The organism is Roseivirga sp. AWQ4_251, from assembly GCF_056158225.1.
Map to the genome: position 1 here is coordinate 996,662 of NZ_JBSWSW010000002.1, position 14,233 is coordinate 1,010,894.

Here is a 14,233-nt window from a genome sequence, read left to right on the forward strand (position 1 = left end):
TTGTAAAAGATGAATTACTCATATTTTATAATCGAAAATGTAAATTAATTATGAAAATAGCAGTAGTTGGCGCTACCGGACTTGTGGGAGGGGAGATTCTTGAAGTCCTTAATGAAAGAAATTTTCAATTTGATGAGCTGCTTTTAGTAGCTTCTGAACGCTCAGTAGGTAAGAAGATGAACTTCAAGGATAAGGAAATTGAAGTGATTGGACTTGCCGATGCCGTTGCTGCCAAACCTGATATTGCTATTTTTTCTGCTGGAGGAAGTACTTCATTAGAGTGGGCTCCAAAATTTGCCGAAGTAGGCACAATTGTAGTCGATAATTCTTCGGCTTGGAGAATGAACCCTAACAACAAATTGATTGTACCAGAAATCAATGCTTCTACCATTACTACCGAAGATAAAGTGATTGCTAATCCAAACTGTTCTACCATTCAAATGGTAGTTGCTTTGGCCGAACTTCACAAAAAATATAAGGCGAAAAGAATCGTAGTTTCTACTTATCAATCGGTAACGGGTTCAGGAAAAGCTGCGGTTGATCAAATGATGAACGAACGCCAAGGTGTGGATGGCCCAATGGCATACGCTCATAAAATAGACATGAATGTGTTACCACACATCGATGTTTTTATGGACAACGGCTATACCAAAGAAGAAATGAAAATGGTGAATGAAACCAAGAAAATCTTTGGAGACGATTCAATTAGAGTAACCGCTACAACGGTTAGAATCCCAACGGTTGGAGGGCATTCGGAAGCTGTAAATGTTGAGTTTGAAAACGACTTCGACCTTAAGGATGTAAGAGCTTTATTGGAGCAAACCGAAGGCGTTATTGTTCAAGATGATCCTGCAAGCAACCATTATCCAATGCCACTAACTGCGCATAAAAAGGACGAAGTTTTTGTGGGTAGATTAAGAAGGGATGAAAGCCAGCCAAACACTTTGAACATGTGGATTGTGGCCGATAACCTAAGAAAGGGAGCTGCTACTAACGCAGTTCAAATTGCAGAATACTTGTCAAAAAACATTTTGAGCGTTTGATTTCACAACTGCTTAGCCCTGAAGTTCAGAAGTTTATAACGGATCACGAAAATGACGATCCTGCTAAATTGATGCTCAGTGCTAAGCAGTTTCCTCATATTCCGCTTCGCGAAGCTGTAGAGCAAATTCAATCCAGAAAAAAAGCGAAGCACAAACTTCCAATTTGGTATAATACTGACGGCTTAATTTATCCTCCTCCCCTGTCGTTAGAACAATGTTCTTCCGAAAAAACTGCTCAGTACAAAGCTTCCCTTTTTAAAGGTGATGCACTAGCCGATCTCACCGGAGGAATGGGGATCGACTTTTATTATTTGTCCCAATCTTTCGTAAAGAGCCATTATGTAGAAAGGCAAAGCAACTTAGTTGAAGTTGCCAAACACAATATGGTTCATTTGGGTATGAAATACGCTGATTTTCATAATATGGAAGCCGCTGATTTTCTCGAACAAACCCGCGTAAATTTCGACCTTATATTTTTAGACCCTGCACGAAGAAGCGAGCACAATCAAAAGGTTTTTCTGTTAGGAGATTGCGAACCCGATTTGCTGAATCTACTGCCCAAACTGAAAGAAAAGGCACAGCAAATATTGGTAAAAACTTCCCCTTTGTTGGATATCAAAGGTGCCATCTCAGATTTAGGAGGAGCTACGGAAATTCATGTGGTAGCTTTGAATAACGAGGTGAAAGAATTGCTTTTTCTGATCGATGAAAACGTAAGTGATAATCCCAAAATCAAAGCCATTGATCTACACAGAGAGGATTCTTTCGAGTTTTTTCTTCAAGAAGAAGAGGAAGCCCAAGCGGAATTCGGAACAACAGAAGCTTATTTATATGAGCCCAATTCAGCGTTGTTAAAGGCAGGAGCTTTTAAGCTGGTAGCGATGAAATTGGGTTTAAAGAAACTTCACCCAAACTCTCAATTCTATACTTCAAATGTGCAGGTAAACGATTTTCCCGGCAGAGTTTTTAAAGTCATCCAATTCACTTCATTCAATAAAAAAGAACTGAAAAGGATCATTCCAGAAATGAAGGCCAATATTACGGTAAGAAATTACCCCATGTCGGTTGAGCAAATCAGAAAAAAGACAAGCTTGAAAGAAGGTGGTGATTTATACATCTTCGGCACTACCGATATGGAAGGCAAAAAAGTGATGATGTGTGAAAAGCTCCGTTAGAAGTTCTTCAATTTCCAACAGAGCTTTCCTTCTTAATCCAGCTTCATGATTTTGTGAACCGAAGTTCTATCTCCTTCAACAACTTTTAACAGATACAAACCTGAAGGCAATGCTGAAACATCGATTGAAAGCGTGTTCTCGGCATCTAAAGTCTTATGCTGAAGTCCGCTCATCACTTGCCCATTTAAGCCCTGAATCGCAAAATCAACATTTCTTATTGATGGGTTATTCACTTTCAATTTTAGCTCTCCATTCGTAGTTGGATTTGGGTACACCTGAACCTGACTTACGATCGCTTCGGGGTCAAGCGCGGTAACCTGGTCTGTTTGAATTTCGAGATTATCAATAGCCCAGCCCCAGCCAGTTCTAGTGCTCTCTCTTTCCATCCTAAACCTGATAATAATTTCATCGCCCGCTTGAATACTTGAATTGCTGGTTAAATCAATAACCCGGTTTTTAAATAGTGTACTGCTACCAGGAGATCCAGAATTAAAGCGTTGCTGCCAGTTAACCGGTTGGCTGGAAGAACTGTAACGAGTTAATTGAATCCAATTAACCCCGCCATCTTTAGAAGCTTCAACCGCCACAAAATCGGTGAACGGCTCAATGATTGCGACTTCATCGTAAGACATATACGGAAGACTTGCGCTCACTACAATTGGGGTTTTCAAAGTATAGGTGAAACTACTGGTTGAATCCAATCCAAAAGCTTGAGGATAAGCATTGTAAATCAACCCATCACTGAAACCTGATGGCGTTGTGACACTAAAGATATTGCCCACAAAATCATCTGTAGTTGTATTAAAATCATTTGAATAGCTCTCTTGGACCTCTGCAAAATCAACAATTTCAATTTCTAAATATTCTTCCGAAGAAGGCAGATAAGCCGTATTTCCATCAGGATCAGAAGCCTCTAGTCTGTAGCGAATCACATCCCCATAATTCAATAGAGAAATATCAACTAAAGCACGATAAGTACGGTCTCCTGTTTGAGTTAAACTCAAAGGCGACTGCTCTTGATCATTTACCATACTGACTAAATTTACTTCACTGACTTCCACATTGTCAATCACAATAAAGTTGAGTTCTAATGGCGAAGTTGTAGTTACAAAATCAATATGATCGTGGAGAATAGAAGGAGCAGTTTTATCAACTTGAATGCTCAAATTGTCGATAGCCCAACCCCAACCATGAGCAGCGGCATCGGCATGAAGCCTAAAGCGAATGAGTACTTCCTCACCAGCCAAAAAGTTGCCAGAAGACAACATATCGATGGTTCTGGATTCATAAAGACTTTCACTCCCTACACCTTCTGAGTTATTATCTACAATGGATGAGTTGTAAGTACTTAACCAATCGGTATCATCTTTACTATCGTAACCATCCTCAAAAGGCATCCAAGTTGTTCCTCCATCTTTAGAACCTTCCACAATCACGTAATCCCAAAACTGATCATCACCAAAAGAGGTCCCATCTTCCCCTGGCTCCACCAATACAACTTCATCAAAACTGATGGTAGCATCAGAGCTGTTGAGAATGATAGGGATTTTTAGTTCGAAAGTATAATCGGCTGGTGTATCATCCGAAGGGCCATCAGAGTATGGATGGTCTGAATGAATGGCACCAGTAGAGAAATTCGTTTCTTCTTTGATCGTAAAATTATCGCTAATAAAGAAGTCATCACTAGCCGCTGAAACGTCATCAAAGTCGCTTTCATATAAAGACGCGGGCTCTCTGGTTGAAACTACATTCAGTTTTATTAAACCACTTTCTGGAAAAACTGTGGTGTTTTCGTTAGAAGAAGCATCTACAGCAATGATTTTATAGCGGATCGAATCCCCTTCTTCTAACATCAGAGAAGTCAATTCCACCTGAGTAGCATAAAGACTATCTTCTCTACTCTTTAGTGTAAAAGCAGAAGTTTTGGCCGTAGGATCATCATTCACATAATATTCCAACTGAACGCTTACAGGTAGAAAATCGGTAACCTTCGCTTCTAGATTGAGCGTTTGGTCGGTTAATCTGATAAAGTTTGGTTTGGTATGAAGAATTACCGGAGGAGTATTGTCTTGACCAGTTTGGAATTGGAAAAAGCGGGCTGAAATTGGCAAACTCGGCTTTGTAAATACTCGATCATTGATATCCGTTACCTTAAAGAAATAAGAGTAAATCTGGCCTTCGGTTTTCTGTGAAACAATTTCTGCAGTAAACTCATTTGTGTTGCCCGTGGTTGTCATTTGAACCACAGTGGTATCGCTCACGAAATTATCGATGGAATAATAAACGTAAACCTCACCTTCTTGATAGCCGACATCACTATTTATGGTTGCACCCACAGTGTAGCTATCTACGGAAATATCTTCTGAATTATCTACATAATCGGGCTCGATATATGTGTATTCCCACCCCATATCTCCGAACATTGCCAAGGTTAATGGCCCTGGGTCGTGCATTACCTCATTGGCTCCGATTTGGGGAGTCATTAACGAATTAGCATTTCCAGCAGGATATGTAGCTTCATTTAAGTGGGCAATGCTTGAACCTGCACTCCATGTTGTGGGAGCGTACAGTCTAGGACGACTGACCGCTGAAGGTGCATCAAAGTAAACCGAATTGCTTATTAGCGCAGACCCTAGCGCTGCAGATGGATTATCCATTTCCGCAAGATTAGATCCCGCACTTGTTTCAACACTTAAATCGAATACAAATGGAAAATCTTGAATACCAAATGAACCTACACTCTGATCTTCATCATAACCAAAGCTATCGATAAAGCCCAATCCGTGGCCAATTTCATGAAGCACAACAGAAATCAAATCATATTGACCATCGGTAGGATTTCCATCAGAGCCCAAATACCAATTGGCACCCTTGTTAAAGTTCGCTACGATATCTGGAGATTCAGGATCGTTCATATCTCTACCAGCCATCTTTTCTGCCAGAGCTACAGGATACCAAGTATCCAATTCCTTTGCTCCTTCGAAATTACGGAATGCGGTATTCCAACTCGCTGAACCTAATGTACCTTCATCCAGTTGTGACCAAGTGGCATCAATATAAATTGTAACTGGAGAAGAAATAATGCCCGCCCAAATGTCTACAGCAGCTTGAAAAGCCAGTTGAGCTTCTTCGCTAAAGCCATTATAAGTTACTTGAATATCAGCTGCTTGTTCGGCATTGGCCGAGGCGTTTGTCCAAGCTTTTAAACCTTTGCTATACGGATTTAAATCTCTTTTAAATATTCTAGTGCCCATGCTGGTAGAAGAAGCGTAGCAAATGGTCTGCATCTTTTTATCCAACCGCTCTCCTTTTTGCCCAAAGGCTACATTTGAAATTATAATCAGGCTTAATATTAAAAACTTCTTCATTTCACTAAGAATTGAGCACAGAATCATTCAAGTAAAATCTCTATGACATGAATCATTGAATTGATTTAACCAGAATAACTAAATATAAACTTAAAGAGAAATATAATGGAGAATATACTGTAGTAACTTGAATTAATAATTCCGAAATTCGGATTATTAACTCAGACATTCAGGCAACCTGATAAGGTTTAGCCAAAACATAAAACAAGAAAAATGAAAAGATTCCTATTCGCTGTTATGGTAATTCTTGCAGGCTGCAAATCATCCGAAGTTACTCAAGGAGATGCACCACTTATTACTATGAAGAAAACACCTTGCTTTGGCTTTTGCCCTGACTACGACATTACAATTTATGAAAATGGCTTTGTTGAACTTGATGCAAGAACAGCATTTAGAAATTCAGGGGAAATTCACTTCTACCTTATCCAAAGAGCAATTAGAAGGTATTTTGGAAGAATTTAAAACCAGTGACTTCCAATCTTTTGAGGATTCTTATACTACGAACAAAACCGATTTGCCCACGACTTACCTGACTTTATACAACGGCACTGAAAAAAAGAGTGTGCGCGATTATGATGGGGCTCCTAAAGCGCTACGCGACCTAGAAAAAACCATCCATGAATTGGTAACGGAATTAGAATGGAAGGCCGCTAAATAAGCGAAAACACAAGATATAGAAACATATTGATGACCAAAGCCGAACCATAAAGCTTAACCACATTCATTCGGTTTTGGAAGCGCATCCAAAAAATCACTCTCCATGGTGAGTAAAAACCAAGGCCTATCAGTGCTAAAAAAAGTATAGTAAAAAAAAGGAAAGCTGTTTCCATAGTAATCCATAAAAAAGGCCATTTCAACTTGTTGAAATGGCCTTTTCATTGAAATCTATTATTATAATGTTCTCTTCACTTCTTGAATTTCGAAGCCTTCAATTATATCTCCAACTTTAATATCATTGAAGTTCTTAATGCTCAAACCACACTCGTAGCCAAACTTAACTTCACCAACATCGTCCTTGAAACGCTTCAATTGACCAATATCACCTGTATAAGTAACAATACCGTCTCTAATCAAGCGAATTTGGTTGTTACGCTTCACGAAGCCTTCCGTAACAAAACATCCAGCAACAGTACCAACTTTAGAAATTTTGAAGATTTCTCTCACTTCAATATTACCAGTGATAACTTCTTTCTCAGTTGGCTCAAGTAAGCCTTCCATCGCATCCTTGATTTCGTTAATCGCATCGTAGATGATAGAATAAAGTCTGATTTCGATTTCTTCGTTTTCAGCCAGTCTTCTAGCTCCACTTGAAGGACGAACTTGGAAACCGATGATTACCGCATCAGAAGCTGTTGCCAGCAATACATCCGATTCAGAAATCTGACCCACTCCTTTATGGATGATATTCACTTGAACTTCTTCAGTAGAAAGTTTCAATAACGAATCACTCAAGGCCTCGATAGAACCATCCACGTCACCTTTAATGATTACGTTAAGCTCTTTAAAGTTACCCACTGCAAGTCGTCTACCGATCTCATCCAGTGTAATGTGTTTCTTGGTTCTAACGCTTTGCTCTCTAAGGATTTGCTCTCGTTTGTTAGCAACTTCTCTAGCTTCACGCTCAGAATCCATTACGTTAAAACGATCACCCGCTTGAGGCGCGCCATCCAAACCTAACATTTGAACTGGTGTAGATGGACCAACAGATTTCAATTTATTTCCTCTGTGGTCGAACATCGCTTTCACCTTACCATAGTGAGGCCCAGCTAAAAGAACATCTCCAATTTTCAATGTTCCCGCTTGAACCATAAGTGTAGTTAAGTAACCTCTACCTTTATCAAGCGTGGCTTCTACTACAGTTCCTACAGCATTTTTATCAGGATTGGCCTTCAATTCAAGCATTTCAGCTTCGAGCAATACTTTTTCAAGTAGTTCCTCTACACCTTGACCTGTTTTTGCAGAAACTTCTTGGCATTGGTATTTACCACCCCAATCTTCTACAAGAATATTCATTTGAGCCAATTCTTCCCTGATTTTATCAGAGTTAGCATTCGGCTTATCTACTTTGTTAATCGCAATTACGATAGGCACTTCAGCCACTTGAGCGTGGTTGATTGCTTCTTTTGTTTGAGGCATTACGCTATCGTCAGCTGCTACCACAATAATGGCAACGTCAGTGATTTTAGCTCCACGCGCTCTCATCGCGGTAAAGGCTTCGTGACCCGGTGTATCTAGGAATGCTATTTTCTTTCCGTCATCCGTAGTTACATCGTAAGCACCAATGTGCTGGGTAATACCTCCGGCCTCACCTGAAGTTACGTCTGAATTACGGATGTAATCGAGAAGTGAAGTTTTACCGTGGTCTACGTGACCCATGATGGTTACGATAGGAGCTCTTTCAAGCAAGTCGTTTTCTGCATCTTCTTCCTCAACGATTTCTACTTCGTCATCAGCCGTTGTAAAGCTTACATCATAGCCAAATTCGTCAGTAATAATCGTGATTGCTTCCGCATCCAAACGCTGGTTGATAGAAACGAACATTCCCAAGCTCATACAAGTGGAAATAACTTCGTTTACAGAAACTCCCATAAGGGTTGCCAAATCGCTGGCAGAGATAAACTCTGTTACTTTCAATACTTTAGAGTCTTCCTGCTCTTTAAGCATTCTCTCTTCAGCAGCTTCAGCAGCAGCGTTTCTCTTTTCTTTTCTGTATTTGGAACGGTTGTTTCCTTTTCCGCCCCCTTTACCTCCGCTCAAACGAGCAAGGGTTTCTTTAATCTGATCTTGGATTTGCTTATCGGTAAGCTCTTCCTTCGGAACTCTTTTCTTGTCTCCGTGGCGCTGATTACCTCCGCCTCTTTGGTTGTTGTTATTACCTGGGCGATTATCTGGTCTTTCAACCTTAGAAGGAATACGCTTTCTAGGCCTTTTCTTCTTATCTCCTCCTCCCTGTTGGTTCGCGTTTCCGCCTTGATTTCTATTTTGCTTAGAATCTTGTTTCGGCTTCTCCTTTTTAACAGGTAGCTCAATTTTACCCAAAACCTTCAATCCACTTAGTGAATCTGCTTTTGCCTTGATGGTTTCAGTTTCCTGCGGCTCTTCTTTCACTTCTTCTTTCTTAGGAGCCTCTGGTTTTTTAGGAGCCTCGGCCTTTTTCGCTTCTTGCGCTGCAGGTTTTTGAGGTTCTGGTTTTTTCTTAGGCTCTAAATCTATTTTGCCAACCACTTTAAAAGTATGTGGTTTTTCCGGCTCTGGTTTTTTCTCCTCTTTAGGCTTTTGAGCCTGAGGTGCAGGAGCTTCCTCTTTTTTCTTAACAGGTTCCTCTACTTTCTTCTCAACCTTTGGTTCCGGAGCAGGGGCAGAAACTGCTGGTTTTGGAGCTGAAGGTTCAGGTTTTTTAGGTTCCTCTTTTTTGGGCTCCTCTTTCTTAACCTCTTCTTTTTTAGGCTCTTCCTTCTGTACAACCTTTTCGTTTGAAAGGTTTTTAATCAAAACTTCCTCTTCTGATTTTTTTGGATTAGAAGGAACGGCCTGCGGTTCTGGTTTAGGAGCCGGCTTTTCATCGACATGCTTTGTGCCGATGGTTAGATGAGAAGCCTCTTCTTTATCAGAAGCAGACGCAGCAAACTCTTTAGCGAGCATACCATATTGCTCACCCGTAATTTTAGAGTTCGGGCTACTGTCAACCTCAAATCCTTTAGAGGAAAGAAAATCTACAATGGTGCTACTGCCCACATTAAGTTTTCTTGCCACTTGGCTTAATCTCATCATTCTTTCTTCTGCCATACTCAAATATCCCTTTTTTTAAGCGTTAAAAAAATCTTAGCCTTGCTCGAATTCAGTTGAAAGTATTCTGAATACGTGCTTAACTGTTTCTTCTTCTAGCTCAGTTCTTCTAACTATATCGTCTTGCGAAAGCGCTAGTACACTTTTGGCTGTATCTAAGCCAATTTTCTTCAACTCATCGATAATCCAGCTATCGATCTCATCTGCAAATTCGTCAAGATCCACGTCTTCTTCCTCATACTCTGAAAGCTCTCTGAATACATCGATCTCTAAACCTACCAATCGAGAAGCAAGTTTGATGTTTTGACCACCTTTACCGATAGCCAAAGAAACTTGATCTGGTTTTAGGTAAACAGAAACCCTTCCATCCTCATCCAATATTTTCATACTGGTGATTTTTGCGGGGCTCAATGCACGAGCGATATAAAGTTCGAGGTTGTCGGTGTAATTAATTACATCGATATTTTCATTCTGCAATTCCCTTACAATAGAGTGAATTCTAGATCCTTTCATACCTACACAGGCACCTACCGGATCAATTCTATCATCGTAAGACTCTACAGCTACTTTTGCTCTTTCTCCTGGCTCGCGAACTACCTTTTTAATGGTAATCAAGCCATCGTAAACTTCTGGCACTTCGTTTTCGAATAATCTTTCTAAGAATTCACCAGAGGTTCTTGAAAGAATAATTTTAGGATTTCCGTTCACCATATCTACTCTGTCGATAATGGCTCTTACTGAATCTCCTTTTCTGAAACGATCTTTAGAGATTTGCTCTGCTTTTGGCAAAGAAAGTTCGTTGCCTTCACCATCGATCAAAAGCACTTCTCGGCTCAAAATCTGGTATACTTCTCCAGAAACAAGTTCTCCTACTAAATCTTTATATTTTTGATAAAGAATATCTTTTTCTAAATCCTTAATACGCTGAATTAAGGTTTGGCGAGCAGTCATTACGGCTCTTCTACCAAAGTCAATCAGCTTAATTTCTTCAGCTACTTCCTCGCCAATTTCAAAATCAGGTTCGATTTTTCGGGCATCAGTAAGGCTGATTTTGTCATAGTCCCAAATATCTTCAGAGTCATCGTCAACAATTTCTCTAAAACGCCAAATTTCAAGGTCACCTTTATCGGCATTAATGATAATGTCGAAATTATCGTCCACCTCATATTTCTTACGAATCATCGTTCTGAAAACATCTTCCAGAATTCTGATCATAGTTGGCCTGTCAACATTTTTATTTTTTGCAAACTCTGCAAACAACTCGATTAATATTCCGCTGTCCATTTTCTTTACTTAAATGACACTAAAACATTCGCTTTTTCGATGGAATCAAAACCAATCTCCTCTACTTGGAGAACCGTTTTCTTTTTCTCCTTTTCTTTTATTTCCCTTTCCAATTTAATGGCGTTTTCACCTACTTCAACAAGTTTTCCCTTGATTATAGTGCCATCGGTAAGGGCAATTTTTAATTCTCTTCCCACATTTTTTTGATACTGGCGATTAAATTTAAGTGGGTGATCCAATCCTGGAGAAGAAACCTCCAGCACAAATGGAGCATCTCCCATAACGTCTTCCGCTTCGAGTTCGGCACTTACCGCCCTACTCAAATCAGCACATTCGTCAATGTTCACTCCACCGTCCGCATCTAACAGTATCAAAACCTTTGTTTTTCCTGTAACCCCTTTGATTACAACGTCCACAATAAAGTACGATTCGTCTTTCAAACTACTTTGTGCCGCCTTCTCAACAAAACCCTTTATATCCATGAACTGATTCAGATAAACAAAGAGGGGACTTTAGGTCCCCTCGTGGCAAAATCCATTAAGTACTGCAAAAGTAGTTGTTTTTTTGATGAAATCAAATTATTCCCAACACGTTAGAATTTAATCAATTCGACTAGTAATTTGTCCAAAACAAATTATACTCATAATGAAAAAGGGGCTTTCCTTATTTTTATTGTGCCTGACTTTTTTTGCGTTATCAGGCTGTGGTGATCACAAAAACCAACAGAACGAGAAGGCCAAACCGCTTACATCTCGCAAGGCGCCACTTTTTAATGTTGACTCTGTTTATCATTTTATTCAGAAGCAGGTAGAATTCGGCCCAAGAGTGCCAAATTCGGCAGCTCATGCCAAAGCTTCTGAATGGTTTCAGAAGAAGTTTGAGGCTTATGGTGCTAAAATCTATGTTCAAGAGTTTGAAGAATATGCATATGACGGCACCAAACTGAAGTTGCAAAACATCATAGCTAGTTTTCAGCCAGAAAAAAAGAAGCGACTACTGCTGGCTGCCCATTGGGACACACGTCCTTTTGCCGACAAGGACCCTAACGATTCAAACGCACCGCTTGATGGCGCAAACGATGGAGGCAGCGGTGTGGGAATTCTACTAGAAGTAGCTCGGGTAATCAGCACCATTGAAACACCCAATGTGGGAATAGATATTATATTATTTGATGGGGAAGACTGGGGTGATGCAAATGAAGAAATTGGTGGAATGAGCGGAGGCAAAGATTCTTGGTGGTGTCTAGGATCACAATACTGGAGCCAAAACAAACACATTGCTAACTATGGAGCGTATTACGGAATTCTATTGGACATGGTAGGAGCCAAAGGTTCAACGTTTTATTACGACCACATTTCACAGCAAAATGCTAGTAGAATACAGAGCAAAGTTTGGAGTATTGCTCATGAGCTTGGTCATCAGCAATACTTTAAAAAAGAAGAGGGTTTGGGCCCTGGCCTTGTAGATGATCACTTATACGTAAATCGGCACGCGGGAATTCCAATGATTGACATTATGGATTTCAGAAAAGCTGAGCACAACTTTGGAAGTTATCACCACACTACCGCGGACAATATGGACTTGATCAGCAAACCCGTTTTAAAAGCAGTAACAGAAACTCTATTGACGGTAATTTACAATGAATAACTACTGTTGCAGCAATCCAAGTAAATATTCTCCGTAGCCAGATTTCACCAATGGTTCAGCAATTTGCCGAAGTTCATCTTTAGTAATGTAGCCCATTCTGTAAGCTATTTCTTCGATACAAGAAATTTTGATGCCTTGCCTTTGTTCCAAAATTTGAACAAACTGACCGGCCTGCATTAATGAGTTTATAGTTCCGGTGTCCAACCAAGCCGTTCCCCTGTCCATAGTGCTCACTTTGAGCTTTCCCATTTCAAGATATATTCTATTTACATCGGTAATCTCCAACTCACCTCTAGCACTTGGCTTAAGGTTTTTAGCGATTTCCACCACTTGGTTGTCATAAAAATAAATACCAGGCACAGCCCAATTCGACTTCGGGTTTTCAGGCTTTTCTTCGATAGAAACTGCGTTCATTTCTTCGTCAAATTCTACTACACCATAACGCTCTGGGTCATTTACTCGATAGGCATAGACAATACCGCCTTCAGGATCGGCATTTTCTCTCAACAGTTTAGGTAAACCTGAACCGTAAAATATATTGTCCCCTAGAATAAGAGCGACTTTATCATCACCAATAAAATCTGCACCAATAGTAAATGCTTGCGCCAAGCCTTCTGGTTTTGGCTGTTCCGCATAACTAAAAGAGCAACCAATTCGGCTGCCATCTCCCAAAAGCTTTTTGAAATTAGGGAGATCGTGAGGTGTACTAATAATGAGAATCTCCTTAATTCCTGCCAACATCAATATTGAAAGCGGATAATAGATCATCGGTTTATCATAAACAGGCATCAGCTGTTTACTTACCGCATGAGTTAAAGGATATAACCTTGTGCCCGAACCTCCTGCTAGAATTATCCCTTTCATAATTATTTATATTGATTTTGATAGTACTCTTGATAGTTTCCACTTGTGACATTTTCAAGCCAACCTTCATTGGCCAAATACCAGTCCACTGTTTTTTCCAGTCCTTCTTCAAACTGAAGCGATGGCTCCCAGCCGAGTTCATTCTTAATTTTTGAAGCGTCAATAGCATAGCGCATATCGTGACCCGCCCTGTCCTTTACAAATGTGATTAGCTTTTGAGATTCACCTTCAGGTCTTCCCAATTTTTTATCCATGATATCACAAAGCAGCCTTACGATATCAATGTTCTTCCATTCATTAAAGCCACCAATATTATAGGTTTCTCCTTTCTTACCGTCATGAAAAATGACATCGATAGCCTTCGCATGATCCACCACAAATAACCAATCTCTAATATTTTCCCCTTTTCCATAAATCGGTAAAGGTTTGTTGTGCTTAATATTATTTATACAAAGTGGCAACAGCTTTTCAGGAAACTGATAAGGCCCGTAATTATTTGAGCAATTCGAAATTACAATCGGCAGTTTATATGTATTCTCATAAGCTCTAACAAAATGATCAGAACTAGCTTTAGATGCTGAATATGGCGATTGAGGATCGTAAGAAGTGGTTTCAAGAAAGAACCCCGTTTCACCCAATGAACCATAAACTTCATCAGTAGAAACGTGATAGAAACGCTTTCCTTCCAAATTTTCCTTCCAAATTTTTAAAGACGCATTTAGCAAATTAACTGTACCGAAAACATTGGTTCGGACAAAAGCTAAAGGATCAGAAATAGATCTATCCACATGAGATTCTGCAGCCAAATGAATCACTCCGTCAAATTGATGTTCAGAAAATAGAGCATCCAAAAAAGAGGCTTCATTAATATCTCCTTTTACGAAGGTATAATTTGGCTTATCCTCTATATCCTTTAAATTTTCAAGATTCCCCGCATAAGTGAGTGCATCCAAATTAAAGATATGATATTCGGGGTATTTATTCACAAAAAGCCGAACGACATGGCTACCTATGAAACCCGCTCCTCCGGTGATCAATATTTTCTTCACGTCTCAAAAATTTTATT

General features: G+C 39.8%; 11 protein-coding genes. 5 read left to right on the forward strand and 6 right to left on the reverse strand.

Annotated elements, in window-relative coordinates; all coding sequences use genetic code 11:
- Nucleotides 1-50 precede the first annotated feature (50 nt).
- Together ACXACJ_RS18500 and ACXACJ_RS18505 are read left to right on the forward strand one after the other, a co-directional pair.
- Nucleotides 51-1,043 carry an aspartate-semialdehyde dehydrogenase gene (locus ACXACJ_RS18500; RefSeq protein ID WP_475135903.1) on the forward strand — a complete coding sequence of 331 codons (993 nt, stop codon included), beginning with the start codon at nt 51-53 and terminating at the stop codon, nt 1,041-1,043.
- The gene (locus ACXACJ_RS18505; RefSeq protein ID WP_475135904.1) at nt 1,040-2,218 is read left to right on the forward strand and encodes a THUMP-like domain-containing protein; all 1,179 of its coding nucleotides are present in this window, start codon (nt 1,040-1,042) and stop codon (nt 2,216-2,218) included. The genes ACXACJ_RS18500 and ACXACJ_RS18505 overlap by 4 nt, the downstream gene beginning before the upstream one ends.
- 32 nt (nt 2,219-2,250) lie before the next feature.
- Here the strand turns inward: ACXACJ_RS18505 and ACXACJ_RS18510 are convergent, their stop codons facing one another.
- Nucleotides 2,251-5,586 (reverse strand): T9SS type A sorting domain-containing protein, encoded by a 3,336-nt coding sequence (locus ACXACJ_RS18510; RefSeq protein ID WP_475135905.1) that lies wholly within the window; start codon nt 5,584-5,586, stop codon nt 2,251-2,253.
- Between the two features lie 237 nt (nt 5,587-5,823).
- Here ACXACJ_RS18510 and ACXACJ_RS18515 point away from each other — a divergent pair, with 237 nt between their 5' ends.
- Nucleotides 5,824-6,048 (forward strand): DUF6438 domain-containing protein, encoded by a 225-nt coding sequence (locus ACXACJ_RS18515; protein ID WP_475136796.1) that lies wholly within the window; start codon nt 5,824-5,826, stop codon nt 6,046-6,048.
- Entirely contained in the window at nt 5,945-6,244 is a 300-nt protein-coding gene (locus ACXACJ_RS18520) for a DUF6438 domain-containing protein (RefSeq protein WP_475135906.1), read from the forward strand. Before ACXACJ_RS18515 ends, ACXACJ_RS18520 begins: the two co-directional genes overlap by 104 nt.
- A 233-nt stretch (nt 6,245-6,477) precedes the next feature.
- Here the strand turns inward: ACXACJ_RS18520 and infB are convergent, their stop codons facing one another.
- The 3 genes from infB to ACXACJ_RS18535 are packed head-to-tail and all read right to left on the reverse strand — an operon-like array spanning nt 6,478 to nt 11,138.
- Nucleotides 6,478-9,372 carry a translation initiation factor IF-2 gene (gene infB / locus ACXACJ_RS18525; RefSeq protein ID WP_475135907.1) on the reverse strand — a complete coding sequence of 965 codons (2,895 nt, stop codon included), beginning with the start codon at nt 9,370-9,372 and terminating at the stop codon, nt 6,478-6,480.
- A 36-nt stretch (nt 9,373-9,408) separates the two neighbouring features.
- On the reverse strand, nt 9,409-10,656 hold the full coding sequence (gene nusA / locus ACXACJ_RS18530; protein WP_475135908.1) for a transcription termination factor NusA: 1,248 nt from the start codon (nt 10,654-10,656) through the stop codon (nt 9,409-9,411).
- A 5-nt stretch (nt 10,657-10,661) separates the two neighbouring features.
- Nucleotides 10,662-11,138, reverse strand: coding sequence for a ribosome maturation factor RimP (locus tag ACXACJ_RS18535; RefSeq protein ID WP_475135909.1), 477 nt, complete (start codon nt 11,136-11,138; stop codon nt 10,662-10,664).
- A 163-nt stretch (nt 11,139-11,301) separates the two neighbouring features.
- Here ACXACJ_RS18535 and ACXACJ_RS18540 point away from each other — a divergent pair, with 163 nt between their 5' ends.
- Nucleotides 11,302-12,303 (forward strand): M28 family peptidase, encoded by a 1,002-nt coding sequence (locus ACXACJ_RS18540; RefSeq protein ID WP_475135910.1) that lies wholly within the window; start codon nt 11,302-11,304, stop codon nt 12,301-12,303.
- Here ACXACJ_RS18540 and rfbA read toward each other — a convergent pair whose 3' ends face one another.
- Nucleotides 12,304-13,167, reverse strand: coding sequence for a glucose-1-phosphate thymidylyltransferase RfbA (gene rfbA, locus ACXACJ_RS18545; protein WP_475135911.1), 864 nt, complete (start codon nt 13,165-13,167; stop codon nt 12,304-12,306). It abuts the gene before it with no gap.
- Between the two features lie 2 nt (nt 13,168-13,169).
- Entirely contained in the window at nt 13,170-14,216 is a 1,047-nt protein-coding gene (gene rfbB, locus ACXACJ_RS18550; protein ID WP_475135912.1) for a dTDP-glucose 4,6-dehydratase, read from the reverse strand.
- Nucleotides 14,217-14,233 lie beyond the last annotated feature (17 nt).